Annotated in this window: 24 protein-coding genes and 1 pseudogene; 15 read left to right on the forward strand and 10 right to left on the reverse strand. The window is 73.8% G+C overall.

Features of this window, described 5'->3' with window-relative positions:
• Positions 1–114: 114 nt before the first annotated feature.
• Entirely contained in the window at positions 115–849 is a 735-nt protein-coding gene (locus tag ACIBPC_RS08425; RefSeq protein WP_398842166.1) for an HAD family hydrolase, read from the forward strand.
• 13 nt (positions 850–862) lie between these two features.
• Here ACIBPC_RS08425 and ACIBPC_RS08430 read toward each other — a convergent pair whose 3' ends face one another.
• The 3 genes from ACIBPC_RS08430 to ACIBPC_RS08440 are packed head-to-tail and all read right to left on the reverse strand — an operon-like array spanning position 863 to position 3,713.
• Positions 863–1,588: a TrmH family RNA methyltransferase gene (locus ACIBPC_RS08430; RefSeq protein WP_398842168.1), complete on the reverse strand. Its 726-nt coding sequence runs from the start codon at positions 1,586–1,588 to the stop codon at positions 863–865.
• On the reverse strand, positions 1,585–2,856 hold the full coding sequence (locus tag ACIBPC_RS08435; RefSeq protein ID WP_398842169.1) for an HTTM domain-containing protein: 1,272 nt from the start codon (positions 2,854–2,856) through the stop codon (positions 1,585–1,587). Before ACIBPC_RS08435 ends, ACIBPC_RS08430 begins: the two co-directional genes overlap by 4 nt.
• The gene (locus ACIBPC_RS08440) at positions 2,853–3,713 is read right to left on the reverse strand and encodes a DUF5819 family protein (protein WP_398842171.1); all 861 of its coding nucleotides are present in this window, start codon (positions 3,711–3,713) and stop codon (positions 2,853–2,855) included. Before ACIBPC_RS08440 ends, ACIBPC_RS08435 begins: the two co-directional genes overlap by 4 nt.
• A gap of 135 nt (positions 3,714–3,848) precedes the next feature.
• On the opposite strand from ACIBPC_RS08440, the gene paaA reads away from it, so the two are divergent.
• From paaA to ACIBPC_RS08480, 8 genes and pseudogenes are all read left to right on the forward strand, one after another.
• Positions 3,849–4,805, forward strand: a complete 957-nt coding sequence (gene paaA, locus ACIBPC_RS08445; RefSeq protein ID WP_362956823.1) for a 1,2-phenylacetyl-CoA epoxidase subunit PaaA — start codon at positions 3,849–3,851, stop codon at positions 4,803–4,805.
• Positions 4,802–5,104 (forward strand): 1,2-phenylacetyl-CoA epoxidase subunit PaaB, encoded by a 303-nt coding sequence (paaB, locus tag ACIBPC_RS08450; RefSeq protein WP_398842173.1) that lies wholly within the window; start codon positions 4,802–4,804, stop codon positions 5,102–5,104. Before paaA ends, paaB begins: the two co-directional genes overlap by 4 nt.
• Entirely contained in the window at positions 5,101–5,793 is a 693-nt protein-coding gene (gene paaC / locus ACIBPC_RS08455) for a 1,2-phenylacetyl-CoA epoxidase subunit PaaC (RefSeq protein WP_398842174.1), read from the forward strand. The genes paaB and paaC overlap by 4 nt, the downstream gene beginning before the upstream one ends.
• Positions 5,787–6,275: a 1,2-phenylacetyl-CoA epoxidase subunit PaaD gene (gene paaD / locus ACIBPC_RS08460; RefSeq protein WP_362957633.1), complete on the forward strand. Its 489-nt coding sequence runs from the start codon at positions 5,787–5,789 to the stop codon at positions 6,273–6,275. The genes paaC and paaD overlap by 7 nt, the downstream gene beginning before the upstream one ends.
• Positions 6,276–6,290: 15 nt before the next feature.
• A complete protein-coding gene (locus ACIBPC_RS08465; protein ID WP_398842176.1) occupies positions 6,291–7,334 on the forward strand; it encodes a 2Fe-2S iron-sulfur cluster-binding protein in 1,044 nt (347 codons plus the stop codon).
• A gap of 63 nt (positions 7,335–7,397) precedes the next feature.
• Positions 7,398–8,567 (forward strand): pyridoxal phosphate-dependent aminotransferase, encoded by a 1,170-nt coding sequence (locus ACIBPC_RS08470; protein ID WP_398842178.1) that lies wholly within the window; start codon positions 7,398–7,400, stop codon positions 8,565–8,567.
• 85 nt (positions 8,568–8,652) lie between these two features.
• Entirely contained in the window at positions 8,653–8,910 is a 258-nt protein-coding gene (locus ACIBPC_RS08475) for a type II toxin-antitoxin system Phd/YefM family antitoxin (protein WP_398842179.1), read from the forward strand.
• Between the two features lie 22 nt (positions 8,911–8,932).
• Positions 8,933–9,049, forward strand: a pseudogene (locus ACIBPC_RS08480) (type II toxin-antitoxin system YoeB family toxin); the annotation flags it as partial.
• Here the strand turns inward: ACIBPC_RS08480 and ACIBPC_RS08485 are convergent.
• The 3 genes from ACIBPC_RS08485 to ACIBPC_RS08495 form a co-directional block, all read right to left on the reverse strand.
• Entirely contained in the window at positions 9,050–9,400 is a 351-nt protein-coding gene (locus ACIBPC_RS08485) for a hypothetical protein (protein ID WP_362956807.1), read from the reverse strand.
• Positions 9,397–9,882: a prevent-host-death family protein gene (locus ACIBPC_RS08490; RefSeq protein WP_362956804.1), complete on the reverse strand. Its 486-nt coding sequence runs from the start codon at positions 9,880–9,882 to the stop codon at positions 9,397–9,399. Before ACIBPC_RS08490 ends, ACIBPC_RS08485 begins: the two co-directional genes overlap by 4 nt.
• 269 nt (positions 9,883–10,151) lie before the next feature.
• Positions 10,152–10,526 (reverse strand): cupin domain-containing protein, encoded by a 375-nt coding sequence (locus tag ACIBPC_RS08495; RefSeq protein WP_398842182.1) that lies wholly within the window; start codon positions 10,524–10,526, stop codon positions 10,152–10,154.
• A 95-nt stretch (positions 10,527–10,621) separates the two neighbouring features.
• Here ACIBPC_RS08495 and ACIBPC_RS08500 point away from each other — a divergent pair, with 95 nt between their 5' ends.
• Both ACIBPC_RS08500 and ACIBPC_RS08505 read left to right on the forward strand, forming a co-directional pair.
• Positions 10,622–11,107, forward strand: a complete 486-nt coding sequence (locus tag ACIBPC_RS08500; RefSeq protein ID WP_362956798.1) for a MarR family transcriptional regulator — start codon at positions 10,622–10,624, stop codon at positions 11,105–11,107.
• 126 nt (positions 11,108–11,233) lie between these two features.
• On the forward strand, positions 11,234–11,611 hold the full coding sequence (locus ACIBPC_RS08505; protein WP_398842184.1) for an SH3 domain-containing protein: 378 nt from the start codon (positions 11,234–11,236) through the stop codon (positions 11,609–11,611).
• Positions 11,612–11,641: 30 nt separating this feature from the next.
• Here the strand turns inward: ACIBPC_RS08505 and ACIBPC_RS08510 are convergent, their stop codons facing one another.
• The gene (locus ACIBPC_RS08510) at positions 11,642–12,547 is read right to left on the reverse strand and encodes a GNAT family N-acetyltransferase (RefSeq protein WP_398842185.1); all 906 of its coding nucleotides are present in this window, start codon (positions 12,545–12,547) and stop codon (positions 11,642–11,644) included.
• A 158-nt stretch (positions 12,548–12,705) separates the two neighbouring features.
• On the opposite strand from ACIBPC_RS08510, the gene ACIBPC_RS08515 reads away from it, so the two are divergent.
• Positions 12,706–14,097, forward strand: a complete 1,392-nt coding sequence (locus ACIBPC_RS08515) for a serine hydrolase domain-containing protein (protein ID WP_398842187.1) — start codon at positions 12,706–12,708, stop codon at positions 14,095–14,097.
• A 34-nt stretch (positions 14,098–14,131) separates the two neighbouring features.
• Here ACIBPC_RS08515 and ACIBPC_RS08520 read toward each other — a convergent pair whose 3' ends face one another.
• Positions 14,132–14,581 carry a GNAT family N-acetyltransferase gene (locus ACIBPC_RS08520; protein ID WP_398842189.1) on the reverse strand — a complete coding sequence of 150 codons (450 nt, stop codon included), beginning with the start codon at positions 14,579–14,581 and terminating at the stop codon, positions 14,132–14,134.
• A gap of 263 nt (positions 14,582–14,844) precedes the next feature.
• Between ACIBPC_RS08520 and ACIBPC_RS08525 the strand changes: the two genes are divergently transcribed.
• Both ACIBPC_RS08525 and ACIBPC_RS08530 read left to right on the forward strand, forming a co-directional pair.
• Positions 14,845–16,050: a globin domain-containing protein gene (locus ACIBPC_RS08525; RefSeq protein ID WP_362956783.1), complete on the forward strand. Its 1,206-nt coding sequence runs from the start codon at positions 14,845–14,847 to the stop codon at positions 16,048–16,050.
• Between the two features lie 263 nt (positions 16,051–16,313).
• On the forward strand, positions 16,314–17,099 hold the full coding sequence (locus ACIBPC_RS08530; RefSeq protein WP_362956780.1) for a pyridoxamine 5'-phosphate oxidase family protein: 786 nt from the start codon (positions 16,314–16,316) through the stop codon (positions 17,097–17,099).
• A 12-nt stretch (positions 17,100–17,111) separates the two neighbouring features.
• On the opposite strand, the gene ACIBPC_RS08535 is transcribed toward ACIBPC_RS08530, so the two are convergent.
• A complete protein-coding gene (locus tag ACIBPC_RS08535) occupies positions 17,112–17,624 on the reverse strand; it encodes an NUDIX domain-containing protein (RefSeq protein ID WP_398842191.1) in 513 nt (170 codons plus the stop codon).
• Between the two features lie 100 nt (positions 17,625–17,724).
• Between ACIBPC_RS08535 and ACIBPC_RS08540 the strand changes: the two genes are divergently transcribed.
• Complete coding sequence (locus ACIBPC_RS08540) at positions 17,725–17,976, forward strand: hypothetical protein (RefSeq protein WP_398842193.1); 252 nt, start codon at positions 17,725–17,727, stop codon at positions 17,974–17,976.
• A 388-nt stretch (positions 17,977–18,364) separates the two neighbouring features.
• Here the strand turns inward: ACIBPC_RS08540 and ACIBPC_RS08545 are convergent, their stop codons facing one another.
• A complete protein-coding gene (locus ACIBPC_RS08545) occupies positions 18,365–19,489 on the reverse strand; it encodes a cystathionine gamma-lyase (protein WP_398842195.1) in 1,125 nt (374 codons plus the stop codon).
• Between the last annotated feature and the right edge of the window lie 80 nt (positions 19,490–19,569).

The raw sequence follows: 19,569 nt of genomic DNA on the forward strand, positions 1-19,569 counted from the left end.
GTGCGGGGCAATATGCCGGACGGGGAGGGCGCTTGTCCCGGGTTCGCGCGCAGTCCGCCCGTATCGGCGACACGTCCCTGTCCGGGCGGGCCGGCCGTCTATACGCTGCGGCGCATGATTCGTGCCGTGTTGTTCGACGCCGGTGAATGCCTGGTGGACGAGAGCCGCGAGTGGGACGGCTGGGCCGCCTGGCTGGGCGTGCCGCGCCACACGTTCTCGGCGCAGTTCGGGGCGACGATCGCGGCGGGCCGCGACCACCTCGACACGTTCCAGGTCTTCCGGCCCGGCTTCGACATGGCGCGGGAGCGCGAGAAGCGCGACACGGTCGGCCAGCCGGAGTGGTTCGGCGAGAACGACCTGTACCCGGACGTCCGCATCACGCTGCGGCTGCTGCGGCAGTCCGGGCTGCTGCTGGGCGTGGCGGCGAACCAGTCGGAGACCACGACGATGATCCTGCGGCGCCTCTTCGAGAGCAGCGTCGACCTCATCGCCACCTCCTGGGACACCGGCGGCATCGCCAAGCCGGACCCGCGCTTCTTCCTGATCATGGCCGAGGCGCTGCGGCTCGCCCCGCACGAGGTGCTGTACGTCGGGGACCGGCTCGACGAGGACGTCAGGCCCGCGCGCGAGGCGGGGATGCGGACGGCGCTGATCCGGCGCGGGCCGTGGGGGCTCGCCAGGCGCCACGACCCGGAGGCGGACCGGCTGCCGACGATGCGGATCAGCGGGCTGCGCGAACTCACCGGCCGCATCGCGACGTACAACGCGGAGCTGGCCGAGGCGGCGGCGGACGCGGCGGAGCTGGAGGCGGCGGAGGAGGCGGCCGGGACGGCGGAGTCACGGCCGTAGATCCGGCCCTTGGTCAGGCGGGGCGGCGCGCCATCCAGTGGTAGAGGGTCATGGCGACGCTGGTGGCCAGGTTGTAGCTGGACACCAGCGGGCGCATCGGGAGGGCCAGCAGCCCGTCCGCCCGCGCGCGCATCTCCGGGGAGAGACCGGCCCGTTCCGAGCCGAACGCGAGCAGCGCGCCGTCCTCCACCGTGACGGACCGCAGGTCGTCGCCCTCCGGGTCGAGCGCGTACAGCGGGCCGTCCGGGAGGGCGTCCACCGCGCGCCGTTCCACCGCCGTGGCCCAGTGGAGCCCGGCGGCGGCGCGCAGGACCGCCGGGTGCCAGGGGTCGACGGTGCCGGTGGTGACGACGCCGCCCGCGCCCGCCCCGGCGGCGAGGCGGACGACGGCGCCGATGTTGCCGAGGTGGCGCGGGTTGTCGAGGACGACGACCGGCGCCGTACGGGCGGGCGCGCGCGGCGCGGGCACGGCCAGCGCGGCGACGCCGGTGGGGTGCGGGCGCGGGACGAGCGCGGCGAGCGTCGCGGGGGCCACGGGCGTCAGCAGCGCGTCCAGGGCAGGCGCGGTGTCCGGGGCGAGGTCGCGGGCGAGCGCCAGCGTGGCGGCCTTGTCGGCCGTGACGGCGAGCGGCAGTTCGGCGCCGAAGCGGACGGCGTGCTTCACGGCGTGGAAGCCGTCGAGCAGCACCGTCCCCCCTGCGGCGAGGGCGTGCCAGCGGTCGGCGGGGTCGTACGTCACCTGGGGGCGGCCGTCTCGCGTTCGGCGGCGCGCTGCTCCGGCAGGGGCGCGGCGGCCGCCTCCGAGCCGGGCGGCGGGGCGAGGCGGCGGCGTACGGACGGGGGCAGGAGCCGTTCCGCCGCGAGCCGCAGCCGGGAGCCGCCCCACAGGAGGAACGCGGTCGGCAGGAACACGCTGTCCATCGCGATCATCGCCAGGGAGAAGAACGGCAGGCCCATCAGCACGGCGATGCCGAGGTGTTCGGCGACCATGGCGAACAGCAGGACGTTCTTGGCGCGCCGGTTGAGCAGCGCGAAGACGAAACCGACCTGCACGAAGACGGTGCCGTAGCTCATCGCGAGGACGAGGTAGCCGTTAGCGGAGAGGAAGTCGGTGAGCCAGGGCCACGGGGTGAAGTAGTCCAAATTCATGGGGTAGTAGACGGCCGTGCCGTCCTGCCAGCGCGAGCCCTGGATCTTGTACCACCCGGCGGTGGCGTAGATCAGGCAGACCTCGCACATGATCACGAGCAGGGCCGCGTTGTGCGCGAGGTTCGCGATCATGTCGGCGACGACGCGCGGCTCGCCCGGCGCGTGGCGGCGCAGCAGCCACCACACGGCGTGCGTGGCCCACATCCCGCCGAAGAACAGGCCCCAGACGACGCTGTCGAGCTTCCCCGAGACGATCGCCCCGAACAGCGCGGCGCCCGACGCGGCCCACAGCGCGATGCCCACCGGGTCGGCGGCGTCGCGCGGCGTACGGGCGGCGCGGCGGGCGTCGAGCGACCAGACGCGGGCGCAGCGGGTGAGCGTGAGGTACATCGACATGAGGTGGATGACGTTGTCGCCGCCGTCGCCCATGAAGATGCTGCGGTTCTGGAGCGACAGCACGCCGACCATGAACAGCAGCGTCGCCAGCCGGGTGCGCCAGCCCAGCAGCAGCGCGACGCTCGCGAGGATCGTCAGGTGGTAGACCAGCTCGAACCACAGGTGCGAGTCCGTCCACAGCAGGACGCTGAACGCCTGGTTGTCCGCGGTGAAACGGGCGGCGAGGTCGAGTCCCCACGGGCTGTCGGGCCCGTACAGCTCGCCGCGGTGCGGCCATTCGCGCAGCAGGAACCCGAGCATCGTCACCGCGAAGCCGATGCGGACGATGGCGGTCTGGTACGGGCCGAGGGCGCGGCGCGTGACGTGGCCGATGCCGCGGGCGAGGGCGGCGTCGAAGCCCTTGCTGACACCCTTGAAGGGGGACGGGGGCAGTTCGCGGGGCGTGGTGGGTGTGGCGTTCACGAGGCGTCCTCCGCCGTGTCGTCCCGCGCGTCGTCCCGTACGTCGTCCCGCACGTCGGCCGGCAGGTCCTCCGGCTCCACGGGCCACCACTCCATCTCCAGGTGCACGGTGCTCGTGTCGAAGTCCTCGGCGCGCCAGTCCGGCGCGGGCACGCGGGTGCGCGCCTCGCGGAACTGGAGGCGTTCCACCGTCGTCACGTCCATCGTCCCGCTCAGCCGCAGCAGCGCGATGCGCCGCAGGTACGCCTCGGACAGCTCGCCGCGCAGGCCGATGGGCTCGCCCTCCTCGGTGTGGGCGCCGGTGAGGAAGTCCCAGCCGCGCCGCAGGACGTTCTGGTCGGCGTGGCTCGGCAGGAGGCTGCCCCTGATGTTCTCGATGTCCATGGCGGTGAGGTCGATCCAGTCGGAGACGCGGGTGCCGCCGTCGGCATCGGCCGTCTCGACGCGCACCTCGACGGCCACGTCGCGCTGGAGCGGGTTGGGCGCGAAGAGCTTCCAGTTCTGCTCGAACTCGGGCAGCACGTAGTCCCGCGCGCCCTCGGCCTCCTCCCGCACCGTGTTGGACGGCGCGACGTAGAGGAAGACCATCGCCAGGTGCACCACCGTGTAGACGGCCAGGCCGCCGAGCGCGAGGGCGACGACGAGCCGGGACGGCCACGACAGGGCGCGCAGCCGCACGGTCTCGGTCGCGGCGTCCCGCAGGCCGCCGCCGTCCGCGGCGGCGGGTCTGCGCTCCCCGGCCGCGCCGTGGCCGTGGCCGTCGTCGGCGCCGGCGCCCCGCGCCGTCGTCCCGTCCCTGTCGTGCACCGGCGTGCCGGACGGACCGGACTCGTCCGGTCCCGGCTCGGATGGCAGCATGTTCCGTCCGCTCCCCCGCGACTGCTCTCTCGCCTGACCCGTGCACGGTACCGGGCGGCGGGCGGCCTTGACACGCCGGTGGGCCCCGCCCACCATCGAAAGGGACGAACGGTCACCTGAGGGGAGGCCGGACGCATGCCGGTCACCGACGACCAGGCGGGCACCGCCGCGCTCGACCGCTTCGAGCGCGCCGTCGCCGCCGAGACCCGCATCGAGCCGCGCGACGAGATGCCCGACGCGTACCGCGCCACGCTCGTCCGGCAGATCGCGCAGCACGCGCACTCCGAGATCATCGGCATGCAGCCCGAGGCGAACTGGATCACGCGCGCCCCCTCGCTGCGCCGGAAGGCGATCCTGATCGCCAAGGTGCAGGACGAGGCGGGGCACGGGCTGTACCTGTACGGCGCGGCCGAGACGCTCGGCGTGAGCCGCGCCGAGCTGCTCGACAAGCTGCACGCGGGCCGCCAGAAGTACTCGTCGATCTTCAACTACCCGACGCTGACCTGGGCGGACGTCGGCGCCATCGGCTGGCTGGTGGACGGCGCGGCGATCACGAACCAGGTGCCGCTGTGCCGCTGTTCGTACGGCCCGTACGCCCGCGCGATGGTGCGGATCTGCAAGGAGGAGTCGTTCCACCAGCGCCAGGGCTACGAGCTGCTGCACACGCTCGCCCGGGGCACGGCGGAGCAGCGCGCGATGGCGCAGGACGCGGTGGACCGGTGGTGGTGGCCGTCGCTGATGATGTTCGGCCCGCCGGACGCGGACTCGCCGCGCACCGAGCGCTCGGTGGCGTGGCGGATCAAGCGGCACACGAACGACGAGCTGCGGCAGCGTTTCGTGGACATCTGCGTGCCGCAGGCGGAGTCGCTCGGGCTGACGCTGCCCGACCCGGACCTGCGGTGGGACGGGGAGCGCGGGCACTGGGACTTCGGGCCGATCGACTGGGACGAGTTCCACGCCGTGCTGCGCGGCGAGGGCCCGTGCAACGAGGAGCGGCTCGCGCGCCGGCGCCGGGCGCACGAGGACGGCGCGTGGGTACGGGAGGCCGCCGCGGCGTACGCGGCCAAGCGCGCGGGGAGGGCGGCGGCGTGAGCGGAGGCGGCGGGGAAGGCACGGACTGGCCGCTGTGGGAGGTGTTCGTACGCCCCCGGCGCGGCCTCGCGCACACGCACGCGGGCAGCCTGCACGCGCCCGACGCCGAACTCGCCCTCCGCAACGCCCGCGACCTCTACACCCGGCGCGGCGAGGGCGTGTCCCTGTGGGTCGTCCCCGCCGACGCCATCGCCGCGTCGTCGCCGGACGAGCGCGACCCGTTCTTCGCCCCCGCGGCCGACAAGCCGTACCGGCACCCGACGTTCTACGAGGTGCCGGACGGGGTGCGCCACCTGTGAGCGAGGTCCTGCCGCTCGCGGACGACGCGCTGGTCCTGTCGCACCGCCTCGCCGAGTGGGCGGGGCACGCGCCGGTGCTGGAGGAGGAGGTCGCGCTCGCCAACCTCGCGCTCGACCTGCTGGGCCAGGCACGGGCGCTGTACGGCCTGGTGGGCGACGAGGACGAGCTGGCCTTCCTCCGGGAGGAACGCGCCTTCCGCAACGCCCAGCTCACCGAGCAGCCGAACGGCGACTTCGCCCACACCATCGCCCGCCAGCTGTACTTCTCCACCTACCAGGAGCTGCTGTACGCACGCCTCGCCCCCGGCGCCGGTGACCTGGCCGCCATCGCGGCGAAGGCCCTGTCCGAGGTCGCCTACCACCGCGACCACGCCGTCACGTGGACGCTGCGGCTCGGCGACGGGACGGACGCGAGCCACGCCCGGATGCAGCGGGCGGCGGACGCGCTGTGGCGCTACACGGGCGAGCTGTTCCACCCCGTCGTGTCCGGCGTGGACTACCCGGCGCTGCACGCTGCTTGGACCGCCCGTGTCTCCGCCGTCCTCACCGAAGCGACGCTGACCGTCCCCGCCACGTCGCCGCGCCGCGCGGGCGGCCTCGGCCGCGACGGCGTGCACACCGAACCGTTCGGCCGCATGCTCGCCGAGATGCAGCACCTGCACCGCAGCCACCCGGGCGCGTCCTGGTGACCCCGGCGGCTGACTTCCGCGCGCTGGCCGGGGCGGTACCCGACCCCGAACTCCCGGTGCTGACACTGGCCGAGCTGGGCGTGCTGCGGAACGTGCGTGTGGACGACGGCCCGCACGTCACCGTCGATCTCACCCCCACGTACCTCGGCTGCCCCGCCGTCGAGACCATGGCCGACGACATCCGCAGCACCCTCACCGCCCACGGCGCGGCATCCGTCACCGTCCGCACGGTCCACGCGCCGCCCTGGTCGACCGACGACATCACACCGGCGGGCCGCGCCAAGCTCGCCGCCGCGGGAATCGCCCCGCCGCGCCCGCACCGCGGCGGACCGGTTCTCGTGCCCCTCACACACCCGGTGCGCTGCCCCCACTGCGGCAGCGCGGACACGGAGTTGCTCAGCCGCTTCGCGTCCACTGCATGCAAAGCACTGCGCCGGTGCACCGCCTGCCGCGAGCCTTTCGACCACTTCAAGGAGCACTGAGAGGAGCACCGGACCTTGCCGTTCCATCCGCTCACGGTGGCGCGTCTCGACCGTCTCACGGACGACGCGGTCGCGATCACCCTCGCCGTGCCGCCCGGCCTGCGCGCCGCGTTCCGCCACGTACCCGGGCAGCACCTCACCGTGCGGCACGCGGGGGTGCGGCGCACGTACTCGCTGTGCAGCCCGGCGGGCAACGGGCGGGCAGAGGTGACGATCGGGGTGCGGCTGATCCCCGGCGGCGCCTTCTCGACGCACGCGGTGACGGCGCTGGCCGCCGGGGACAGGCTCGACGTGATGCCGCCGCGCGGCCGGTTCACGCTGCGCCCCGCGCCGGGGCACTACGCGGCGGTGGCGGGCGGCAGCGGGATCACGCCGGTGCTGTCGATGGCGGCCTCGCTGCTGGCGGCGCGGGCGGACGCGCGGTTCACACTGCTGCGCAGCGACCGGACGGCGGGCAGCGCGATGTTCCTCGACGAGGTGGCGGACCTCAAGGACCGCTATCCCGGCCGCTTCCAGCTGGCGCACGCGCTGACGCGGGAAGAGCGGCAGGCCGGGCTGCCGACGGGCCGCCTCGACGCGGCACGGCTGCGCGGCCTGCTGGCCGCGCTGGTCCCGCCGGACGCGGTGACGGCCTGGTACCTGTGCGGGCCGCCGGGACTGATCGACGCTGCGCGCGTCGCACTGCGGGCGCTCGGAGTGCCGGGCGAACGGGTGCACAGCGAGCTGTTCCTGACGGCGGCGCCCGACGCAGACCTGCCGCCGCCCGCACCCGTCTCCCCTTCCGCGACCATCCTCACCGCCATGCTCGACGGCCGCGGCACCACCTGCGCCGCCCCCACCGGCGAACCCCTGCTCTCCGCACTGCTGCGCGCCCGCCCCGACGCCCCGTACGCCTGCCGCGGCGGCGTCTGCGGCACATGCCGCGCCCGCCTCACCGAGGGCCGCGTCCACCTCGACCGCAACGACGCGCTGGAGGACGACGAACTGGCCGCGGGCTACGTACTCGCCTGCCAGGCCCGCCCCCTCACCGGCCGCATCACCCTGGACTTCGACGCCTGACAGGATGGCCCCACCGGTCCGCGCCGCGACCGGACACACCGCACGACCGGGGAACGGTGGGACATGACCGGCAGGCCCCTGCTGAACCGCAGGCTCGAAGGACTCGGGACGACGATCTTCGCCGAGATGTCGGCCCTCGCGGTCAGGACCGGCGCGATCAACCTCGGCCAGGGCTTCCCCGACACGGACGGCCCCGAGTCCGTACGGGAGGCCGCCGTCCGGGCCCTGCGCGACGGCCGCGGCAACCAGTACCCGCCCGGCCCCGGCGTCCCCGAACTGCGCACCGCCATCGTCGACCACCAACGCCGCTTCTACGGCCTCGACTTCGACCCCGACACCGAGGTCCTGGTCACGGCGGGCGCGACCGAGGCCGTCGCGGCGGCGATGCTCGCGCTGCTCGAACCGGGCGACGAGGTCATCGCGTTCGAGCCGTTCTACGACTCCTACGCCGCCTGCATCGCGATGGCCGGCGCCACGCGCGTCCCGCTCACCCTCCGCGCCCCCGACTTCCGCCCCGACATGGAACGGCTCCGCACGCTGATCACCCCGCGCACCCGCCTGCTCCTCCTCAACTCCCCCCACAACCCGACGGGCATGGTCCTCACACGCGAGGAGGCGACGGCCATCGCCCGCCTCGCCGTCGAGCACGACCTGCTGGTGGTGACCGACGAGGTGTACGAGCACCTGGTCTTCGAGGGCGAACACATCCCACTCGTCTCCCTGCCGGGCATGCGCGAGCGCACGGTGTCCATCTCCTCGGCCGGCAAGACGTTCTCCTTCACCGGCTGGAAGATCGGCTGGGTCACGGCCTCCGCCCCCCTGGTCGCGGCCGTGCGCACCGCGAAGCAGTTCCTCACCTATGTGAGCGGCGGACCCTTCCAGTACGCGGTCGCGGAAGCCCTCCGGCTGCCTGACACCTACTTCGCGGACTTCCGCGCGGACATGCGGGCCAAGCGGGACCTGCTCGCGGGCGGCCTGGAACGGGCGGGCTTCACGGTCTTCCGCCCGGCCGGTACGTACTTCGTCACCACCGACATCCGGCCCCTCGGTGAGAACGACGGTGTCGCCTTCTGCCGTGCGCTCCCGGAACGCGCGGGCGTCGTCGCCGTCCCGAACGCGGTCTTCTACGACGACCCCGAAGCAGGCCGCACCCAAGTCCGCTTCACCTTCTGCAAGCGCACCGAGGTGCTGACAGACGCGGTGGACCGACTCCGCAAGGCATTCGCAGGCTGACCACCACCCCACGGGACAGGCCGACGCTTGCCGTACCGGCAGGGACAGACGTGAAAATCTTCGGTACGTGGAAGGAGGGTCGATCGTGAAGACCATGACGTATGCGGAGTCGCACGCGCGGTACGCCGAGGTGCTCGACTCCGTCACCGACGACCGCGAAGAGGTCGTGATCACCCGGGCCGGACACGAGCCGGTCGTCATCGTCTCCCTTGAGGACTACGAGTCCCTGAAGGAGACGGCGTACCTGCTGCGCAGCCCGGCCAACGCCCGGCGCCTGCTCGCGTCCGTCGACGAGCTGGAGAACGGCGGCGGACCCGTGCGCGAGCCTGCGACCGACGAGTAGGTGCCACGAGTCGAAGACCACCATTTCCCCTGCCTGGGAGGACTACCTGTGGTGGCGGCTTCAGGACCGGAAGATCCTCAAGGGCATCGGCAAACCGGAACCACTCAAGCACGGATTCCAGGGCTGCTGGTCACGCCGCTCACTCGGTGTCCTTTGGGTGCCGTGGAGAGGCGTACACGAGGATCACCGTGGTGGTCTCCACGCTGACCAGGTACCGCACTCGACCGCCGCCGGTGACCTCGTACTCCCACTGTTCGAGGTCGGACCCCTTCCACAGCCTGGTGGCGTGCCTCCCTCGCAACTGGTGCTGTCGGCCCCAGTTCGCTCGGGAAAGGGGGTCGTTCCGTAACGCGTCCAGGCAACGGTGCGCGTTCGGCAGCGCCAGTCGGCACAGCTCCTCCCAGCCCGTCACCGCCTCCGTCGTGCCGAAGACGACGTGCCATCCGGTGAGTGGCGGAGCACTGACCCGATCTCCCTTCTTGGGACTCACTCCCCTGCCTCGACCGGGCCGAGGAGGTCGCCGTCGAGCGGACGCTGCGCCTCCCTGAGCTGGTCGGGGTCGGCGTTGATACGGGCCGAGGCACGCCAGGAGACGATCGCGCGGTGCACGGCGTCGTCGGCGTCCAGTTCGGCGGCGTCGGACAGCGCTTCGAGGAGTTCGACGGTGAAGGCCCGGACCTCCTCCGCGTCGAGGTGCCGCACCCAGGGGAACACCTCGGGCAGCGCGAGGAGCAGCGACTTGGCGCCGTCGTCCTGCTTCATCAAGGCGAGGAAGAGCCGTGACGCGGTGGTCAGGCTCTCCTCGGCGTACTCCGCGCGCGCGACGGTCGTCAGCACCATGTCGGGTGCGTCCCGATGGGTCACCCGGAGACGTCCGAGAGCGGCGGCTCTGGCCGCCACGCCCTTGGGGTTGCGGGAAAGATCGGTGAAGGAGACGGACGCCGTCTCGGAGCGCAGACGCACGGTTGCCATATTCAGACTGTACTCAGACTGCAATCTGAGTGCAAGCGGTCCTGCTCGGCGTCCGACCCCCAGCCGCCCGGCGCGGCGGCTATTTTGTGCGCATGCCCCTGAAGCACACGACGGTCCATGTGGACACCCGGGATCTGGCCCTCATCGAGGAGGCGGCGACCCGTCATCCGTGAGGGTGTCCGTCTCGCGGCGAGGCTGAACCGTGTCCGGGACGAGCCGCCGGTCACCCCCACCCGCGCTGCGGACGACCGCGCCTGACGCGCGGGCCGTCACTCCGCCCAGGGGAGGGGGCGGGGGGTGGCGTCGGACGGGGTCGTGACGCGGCCTGCCGCCGGCATGCAGACGACGAGTTCCGCGCCCTCGTCCCCCGCCGTGATCCGCCGTTCGGCGCCGGGCGGGAGGACGAGGGCCTGGCCCGCCGTGACCCGTTCCTCGCCCGTTCCGGTCGTGACGGTGATCGCGCCGGTCAGCGGCAGCCAGATCTGTTCACGGTCGATCACGTGCACCGGGCCCTGGGCGCCCGGCGCCATGCGGGCGGTCCAGACGGACGTCTCGGCCGCGCCCTGCGCGGGGGTGGCGCGGCGGGTCATGACGGCGTTCGGCGTGGTGATGACGTCGTCGGAAGCGGGGGTGACGACAGGCATGGGTGACCTCCGGGAACGAGGAAGCGATGCGAGTAAAGGAGCTTTACCCGCCGCCCGAGTAAAGCACCTTTACCCACCTGTGTCACCATGGACCCGTGCCGGACGACCACACCCACGACCCCCTGCGCGACCTGGAGCTGGGCTTCCTCCTCGGGCTCGGCTACCAGACGCTCGTCGCCGAGTTCACCGCCCGCCTCGCCGACCGCGGTGAGGACGGCCTGCGGCCCGCGCACGGCCTCGCGTTCCAGGCCCTCGGCCCGCACGGCGCCACCGGCAGCGAGCTGGCACAGCGGCTCGGCGTCACCAAGCAGGCGGCCGGGCAGCTCGTGGACGACCTCGAACGCCGCGGCTACGTCCGGCGCGAGCCGCACCCGGCGGGCGGCCGCCGCAAGCTCGTCGTCCTCACCCCCGCCGCCCACCGGCACCTGGCCGTCGCGGGCGAGGTGCTGCACGGCCTGGAACGCGAACTGGCCGACCGCCTCGGCGGCCCCGCGGAACTGGCCCGGCTACGGGACGGCCTCGCCACCCTCGTACGGGAGTTGGCGGGCGACGACCCGCCCCCGCTGCGTCCCGTCTGGTAGCGGAGCCCGCGGCTGTTTCCGCCAGAAGGCAACGAACGGTCAACACCCGCGCCGCAGCGGAGCGTTGCCCTCCGGCCTACGCTGCTCGTCACTGCCCCCCGTTCACCTGGGCGATCGGAGAGAACCATGGGACGACGCAGCGGACTCGCCGCCGCCGTACTGCCGCTGGCACTGGTCACGGCCGGACTCGCGGGCGCCCCCGCGGCCGTCGCGGGCGAGAGCGGCGCCGACGCCTGCACCCACCCGGCGTGGAGCAATGAGGACCCGGGAACCGACGAGCTGCGCGGCGCGGAGACCGAGGCACCGGTCCGCAGCGGCCCCAACGAGGGCTGCAGCACGGTCGGTTACCTGCACTACGAGACCGTCTACCTCGACTGCTTCGTGGTCAACTCGGCCGGGAACACGTGGTCGCACATCCAGTTCACGTCCTCCATCGGGAAGAAGGTCAGCGGCTGGATCTACGACCCGCATCTGGCGGGCAACGGTTCCGGCTACTACTGCTGACCGCCGCCCGGAACCGCCCGGCCCGGCTCGTCAGCCGAGCGCGATCGAGTAGGGCGCGAAGCGCCGCGTGATGTCGCCGGGGAGGTCGGGCGCGCCCAGGATCATCAGGTCGCAACGCGCGTCCCCGGTGAGCCCGTTGGCGGCGAGCCAGTCGCCCAGTTCGGGGTGGCGGTCGTCCACGTCGTACCGCAGCGGCAGCCCGGCGGGCGCGCCCGCGGCGAGGCGGGCGACCAGCGCCTGCGCCGTCGCCAGGTCGCGCGCGACGACGGGCCCGGCGACCGTCGCCCCCGGCTGCGGCCACGCCGCCGCGAAGCCGGTGAGCCGCCCGTCCGCCTCGGCGACGAGGAACTGGTCGGCGAAGGACGGCAGCCGCGTCAGCAGCTCCGTCCTGTCCGTGCCGAACGCGGGCAGGTCGAAGGCGAGGATGCCCGGCAGGTCGGACGCGGTGGCCGACCGCACCCCGGCGGACTCGCGCGCGGGCGCGGGCCTGGCGCCGGTGAAGCGGCCGCGTACGGTCGTGACGCTCCCGACCGCGTGGAAGCCGAGCCGTTCGTACAGGGGCCTGCCGGGGGCCGTCGCGGCGAGGAAGACGGGCAGCCCCCCGGCCTCGGCGACGGCGTGCCCGACCAGTCGGCGCCCGAGGCCGCGCCGCCCGTACCGCTCGGCGGTGAGGACCATGCTCAGGCAGCGGTACGCGTCGGTGTACGGGGTGGAGACGACCGTGGCGATCAGGCCGCCCGCCGGGTCGTCCGGCGGCGCGTCGATGCCGTAGCCGGTCCCGGCGACCAGCAGGAGCCGCCACTTGTGCGCCTCCCGGGGCCAGCCGCGGCTCACCGCCAGGTCGAGGCACGCGCCGAGGTCGGCGGGGCCGAGGCGCCGGATCGGCAGCGCGTCCGGTTCGAGAGGGGCCGAGTCGGGCGGTGCGGTCGTCGTCACCCGTCCAGCCTCCCCGATCGGCGGGTGCCGGGGCGACCCGTTTGCGCGAGTGGTCCGTCACACGCGCGGTGCGCGCCCCCGGCGCACGGCGCCCGCCGAACGGGCGGCGCGCGGCCCGGAGATGGCGCTGGGCGCACACGCCGGGTAGGCATGTGCCCATGACGGAGACCCCCGCGCCCGACCTGCTGCCCACCACCCGCCGCGCACTCGACCACCGCCTCGCCACCGCGCAGGCGCGCGGCCGTACGCCCTCCCTGCTCGGCGCGCTGGTCCGCGACGGACGCACCGTCTGGTCGTCCGCGCGTGGCGAACTGCCGGACGGCGCCGACCCGGCCGACGTCCAGTACCGGATCGGGTCCCTCACCAAGACGCTGACCGCTGTCGTTGTGTTGCGGCTGCGCGACGAGGGGCTGCTCGGCCTCGGCGACCCGGTCGGCGCCCACCTCGACGTGCCGCACGCGCCGGGCGCGACCGTCGCGCAGCTGCTGTCCCACGCGTCCGGGCTCGCCGCCGAGGCGCGCGGGCCATGGTGGGAGCGCACGCCGGGCGAACTGCGCCCCCGGCTGCCCGACGTCTTCGGCGCCGACCCGCTCAAGCACGCGGCGGGGCGCCGCTTCCACTACTCCAATCCCGGCTACGCGGTGCTCGGCGCCCTGGTGGAGAAACTGCGCGGCGCGCCGTGGTCCGACGTGCTGCGGGACGAGGTGCTGCTGCCGCTCGGCATGGACCGCACGTCCCCGCTGCCGCAGGCCCCGCACGCGCAGGGCTGGGCCGTCCACCCGTACGCCGACGTCCGGCAGCCGGAGCCCGCCGTGGACACCGGACGCATGGCGCCCGCCGGGCAGTTGTGGTCCACGCTGCGGGACCTCGCGGCCTTCGCGGCGTTCCTGTCGGGGCAGACGCCGGACGACGCGGTTCTCGCGCGGGCGACGCTCGCCGCGATGCGCGTCCCCGCCGCCCCGCCCGAGGCGGGGGACTGGGACACGTCGTACGGGCTCGGCGTCCAGCTGTTCCGGCGGAACGGGCGGCTGCTCGCGGGGCACGGCGGCTCGATGCCCGGCTTCCTGGCGAGCGTGGTGACCTGCCCGGACGAACGGCTCGCGGCCGTCACGCTGGCCAACGCCACGTCGGGGCCGCCGATCACCGGCATCGCCGCCGACCTGCTGGCCCTGGCCGCCGACGCCGAGCCGGCGTTCCCCGAGCCGTGGCGGCCGATGCCCGCCACCGACGCGGACCCGGCGCTCGTCGCGCTCACCGGCACCTGGTACTGGGGGACGACGCCGTACGCGCTGCGCCTCTCCGCGGGCCGTACGGTGACGCTCGGCCCGGCGCAGGGGCCGGGGCGCCGGTCGGCCTTCCGGCCCGAGGGGGACGACGCGCGGACCTGGACGGGCGTCGACGGGTACTACGCGGGCGAGACCCTGCGCGCCGTCCACCACCCCGACGGGCGGGTCAGCCACCTCGACCTCGGCACGTTCGTCTTCACCCGCGAACCGTACGATCCCGCCGCGCCGCTGCCGGGCGGAGCCGACCCCGGCGGGTGGCGTTGATCACACGGCACGGGTCCCGCGCGTACGGAAAGTGTCAGAGCGCCAGCTTGTAACCGACGTGCGTGGGCTGGAATCCGAGCCGCTCGTAGAAGCGGTGGGCGTCTTCGCGCGAGCGGTCGGACGTCAGCTGGACGAGGACGCAGCCGAGCCGCCGCGCCTCCTCCACCGCGAGCCGGACGACCTCGCCGCCGATGCCCCCGCCCCGCAGGTCGGAGCGCACGCGCACCGCCTCGATCAGCGCACGTGCGGAGCCCTGCCGGGACAGCCCGTACAGCACGGCCAGTTGGAGCGTGCCGACCGTGCGGCCGTCCTGCTCCGCGACGAGGAGGTGCTGTGACGGGTCGGCGTCGATGCGGGCGAACGCGGCGAGGTACGGGGCGAGTTCGGCGGGATTTTCGCGCGTCGCGCCCAAGTGGTCGTCGGCGAGCATCGCGACGATGTCGGGGACATCCGTGGCCGTCGCGGGGCGCAGGGTGATATTCATGGCGGCAGTCTAGGAATGCGACACTGGGGAAAAGCTCAGCGGGAGGACCGAAAGGGCGTAAGGGCACGAAAGGCGCGTCACCGTCAGGGGCTTGTGTCTCAGCCGTATAACGGTAAGGTCGGAGCCGCATCCAAGCGGTGAGAAGCCGTTCAGTTTATGGGATGCGGGGGGCGTGAGGGCCGGGATTTCCGGTTCACCACCCGCTCCTGGTGAGCAGGCTGTCACGCTGTGCCACCAGGGGTTGATCGAGGCGAGGCAGGGTCATGACCGCGATATCGGCCGGTGACGGCGCCACCAGCACCACCACGGGGAACGGGCACGGACCCGGTGGCGGCAGACCGCCCTCGCGCGACGCGCTGATCATCCGCCGGACCCTCGCGGCGATCGAGCCGGTGGCCGACAAGGCCACCTCGTATTTCTACGCGCTTCTCTTCCTCCAGGCGCCGCAGCTGCGGGAGTTGTTCCCGGCCGCCATGGACGCCCAGCGCGACCGCCTCTTCGGCGCCCTCCTCGTCGCCGCCGAACACATCGACGACACCGCCGCGTTGACCGAATACCTGGACAACCTCGGCCGCGGCCACCGGAAGTACGGCACCCGTTCCGAGCACTACCCCGTCGTCGGCGAATGCCTGATGTCCGCGCTGGAGCGCTACGCGGGCAGCGCCTGGGGCGAGGACGCCGAGGGCGCGTGGGTCCGCGCGTACACCGCCATCTCGCAGATCATGATCGACGCGGCGGCCGACGACGAGCTGCGCGCCCCGCCGTTCTGGTACGCCGAGATCGTCTCCCACGAGCGCAGGACGAACGACGTCGCCGTCGTCACCCTCCGCCCCGACCAGCCCTACCCGTACCGCGCCGGGCAGTACGCCGCCATCGAGACGCCGTGGTGGCCGCGCGTGTGGCGGTACTACTCGTTCGCCTCGTCGCCGCGCTCGGACGGGCTGCTCTCCTTCCACGTCAAGTCGGTCCCGGCGGGCTGGGTCTCCCGCGCCGTCGTCCACCGCGCGCGGCGCGGCGACGTCATCAGGATCGGCCCCCCGGCCGGGTCGATGACGGTCGACCACGCCTCGTCGCGCGGCCTGGTCTGCGTCGGCGGCAGCACCGGCATCGCGCCCATCAAGGCGCTCGTCGAGGACGTCGCCGCGCACGGCGGACGCCGCCAGGTGGACGTCTTCTTCGGCGCCAACCGCGACGCGGAGCTGTACGACCTCGACTCCTTCCTCGACCTGGAGCGGCGCCTGCCGTGGCTGTCGGTGCGCCCGGTGGTCGCCGAGTTCGCCACGCGCGGCCTCCCGGGGCTGCTGCCCGAGGCGGTGGCGCAGTTCGGTCCGTGGCGGGAGAGCGACGGGTATCTGTCGGGGCCGCCGCAGATGATCCGCAAGAGCGTCGCGGCCATGGTCTCGGCGGGCATTCCCGCCGACCGGATACGGCATGACTTCATGGGGACTCTGGTGGGCTCGTCGCAGTAGGCGACCGCAGTGGGAGAAGTGGTGTGGGGGTCATGGGAGGCATGTCAGGAGCGGGGACCGGCGGGTCCCGGGGACGCCACAGGAACGCGCGGATGCTGCCCGTACGGCGCGGCCGGCCACCGGTGCCGGACACACCGCCCGCACCGCCCGTGCCGGTCGCACCACCGGCCCCGCCGCCGGGGCCGCCCGCCCTTCCCGCGGCGCCACCGCCGCCGCCCCTGCCCCGGGCCGCCGGTCGCCCCGGCAGCGACGGGGAGCACGCGGTGCAGCGCGCGCTGGGCAGCGAGGACCGCGCGCAGCGGTTCTACGACGACCAGGTGCTCGACCATCTGAACGAGCGGATGCGGGAGTTCGTCGCGCGCCAGGAGATGTTCTTCCTCGCCACGGCAGACCGGCACGGCGAGTGCGACAACACGTTCCGCGCCGGGCCGCCCGGCTTCCTGCACGTCCTGGCCCCCGACGCGCTCGCCTTCCCCGAGTACCGGGGCAACGGCGTCCACGCCTCGCTCGGCAACATCTCCGAGAACCCGCACGCGGGCCTCCTGCTGCTCGACTTCGAACGCGCCCGCATCGGCCTGCACATCAACGGGCGCGCCCGGATCGTCGGCGACGCCGAGCTGCGCGCCCGCCACCCCGAGCTGCCCGCCGACCCGGTGCCGGGCCGCCGCGCCGAGGTGTGGGTGCGGGTGGACATCGAGGAGGCGTACATCCACTGCGCCAAGCACATCCCGCACCTGGCGCGCGTCGACCGCAGGGCCGCCCGCGAGTGGGGGACGGACGATCTGCGGCGCAAGGGCGGCGACTTCTTCGGCGCGGCGCGCGAGGCGCAGGTCAGGCGGGCGCGCGAGCTGGCGGGGCGTCCGGCGCAGGCCGCGCTGCCGCCCGCCGACGCATCCCCGCCGGCCGTGCCGCCCGTACCGTCCCCGCCGCCGTCCGCCGAGGCGTGGCGCGAGGAGGCGCGGCGGGCGCTGGAACGGGCGCAACGCGCCGCCGCCGGTCCCGCGGGCGGGGGCGGGGGGACCGACTGGTTCGGTTCGGGAGCGGGCTGAGGGCGGCGCGGCTCAGCTGAGGTCGGGCGCGAGCAGCGCCAGGATGCCCGGGATGTTCCTGACCAGGTAGGCGGCGAGCGTCCCGGGCACGATGTCGGCCGAGACGAGGCCGCGGGGCGTGAACGGCAGCCGCACGATCTCGTACGTGCCGCGCGGCTCGTCCACCTCGGGGCCGTGCCGCTGGGCGGGGTCCATCGAGGCGAGGCGGCAGACGAAGAAGTGCTGCACCTTGAGACCGCCGGGCGGCACCACCTCGCCGGGCTCGGGGGTGTGCGGCACGGTGTCCACGAAGGCGGGCACGACGTCGGTGATCTTCGCGCCCAGTTCCTCGTGCACCTCGCGGTGCAGCGCGTCCACGACCGTCGCGTCGTGCGGCTCGACACCGCCGCCCGGCGTGATCCAGTACGGCGGCCGTCCCGGCTTGGTGCGCTTGATCAGGACCAGCTGGGGAGGGCCGACCGGGTCGGAGTCGTCGAGCAGGACGGCTCGCGCGGTGCGCTTGACCACGGGTCGTGCAGAAGCCATGGAAGACATGTGGCCCGCCCGCACCACGGCGAAACCTCGGCCGTCGTCCGGCGGCCGGTCCGCCACACATGAGGGGCGGCGGGGCGGGCATCGGGCAGGCATGTGGACCGAACGGATCAAGCGGGCCCTGCGCAGGGAACAGACCGCGCGGCAGCTCACGATGTCCTGCTGGCTGTTCGCCGGCTTCGCGATCCTCGAACCGGTCGTGTTCGCACAGACATTGGCCGACCACGACCCCGACCCCTGGACCCTCACCCTGACGGGCATCGGCACGGTGTTCTTCCCGGTCATGTTCGTGGTGACCTACCGGGAGCTGCGCCGCAAGGGACGACCCCACGAACGCTCTCGGTGACCCGAGCCGGAGATTCTTCGCCGGCCGGTCGGGCAGGAGTCGCACGCCTGTCCGTCCGTTCACGCCGCTTCACCGCAAGACCGCCTCACCGCAAGAGAGGCAACAGCCCGCAGGCGTTCCGAACGTGCTCAGGTGCCGGCGGACTCCGGAGTCGGATGCCCAGCTCCGCGCGACGCCGCGGGGTCGCGGTCTCGGCTCCCCGGGCTCACCTGTCCCAGGGAGTGCCGTGCTCCAGATACCAGGTCCCGCCCTCGCCTCGTTGATCGAGTGCCGCAAGCACGCGACGAACCAGTCGCGGGATGAGAAGGTGCTCCAGCTGGTCCCGGTCGTGGGAGCCGACCCGCGACGACACGACCGCCGGAGAGGCACAGGAGCGGCCGGACACGCCCTAGCGGGCAGCCGCGTCGAGTGCCGTGTGCAGGTCGGTGATGAGGTCGGCGGCGTCCTCGACGCCGACCGACAGGCGGACGAAGCCCTCGGGGACCGCGTCGCCGCCCCAGCGGCCCCGGCGTTCGGCGATGGAGCGGACGCCGCCGAAGCTCGTCGCGTCCCCGACGAGCCGCAGCGCGTCGAGGAAGCGGTCGGCGAACCCGCGGTCCGGCAGGGTGAACGAGACGACGCAGCCGAAGTGGCGCATCTGCCGGGACGCCAGGGCGTGGGACGGGTCCTCGGGCAGCCCGGGGTAGCGCAGTCCGGTGACCTCGGGGCGTTCGCGCAGCGCGCGGGCGACGGCCAGCGCGTTGGTGCCCTGCCGCTCGACGCGCAGGTGGAGCGTCGCGATGCCGCGGTGGGCCAGCCAGGCCTCCATCGGGCCGAGGATCGCGCCGACCTCGGTCCGCCAGGCGCGGACCCGGTCCGCCAGCTCGGGGTCGCGCGTGACGGCGTAGCCGAGGAGGACGTCGCCGTGCCCGTTGAGCGCCTTGGTGCCGCTGGCGACGGACAGGTCCGCGCCGAGGTCGAGCGGCCGCTGCCCCAGCGGAGTGGCGAGGGTGTTGTCCACGGCGACGAGGGCGCCGCGCGCGTGGGCCGCGTCGGCGAGGCGGCGGATGTCGCAGACGTCGAGCCCGGGGTTGGCGGGCGTCTCCAGCCACAGGAGGCGCGTGTCGTCGTCGAGCGCGCCGAGCTGCGCGTCGCCGCCGGTCGGCGCGGTCCTGACGGTGATGCCGAGCCCTTCGAGGCGCGCGTGGACGCGCGGCAGCAGCTGATAGCCGTCGTTCGGCAGGACGACGGTGTCGCCCGGCCGCGAGAGGCCGATCAGGACGGCGGAGATGGCGGCCATGCCGGACGGGAAGACGACGGCGTGCGCCTCCTCACCGGGTGACTCCAGCTCGGCGATGGCCGTCTCCAGCGCGGTCCAGGTGGGGTTCCCCGTGCGGCCGTAGGAGTAGGGGGCGCCGGCCGGGTCGCCGGGGAGGTGGAAGTGGGCCGCGAAGACGGGACCGGGGACGGTCGGCTCGTACGGCTCCGGCGTGGGTACGCCCGCCTGGACGGCGCGGGTTCCTTCTCCGCTCATGGCTCTCTCCTGGGGTGTCGGCTGCGGGTGGCTGATGTCCGCACGGGCACGTCGGTGGGCCGCGGCTGCTCCGACCAGGG

The sequence above is a fragment of the Streptomyces sp. NPDC049879 genome (genome assembly GCF_044461265.1).
GTDB lineage: Bacteria > Actinomycetota > Actinomycetes > Streptomycetales > Streptomycetaceae > Streptomyces.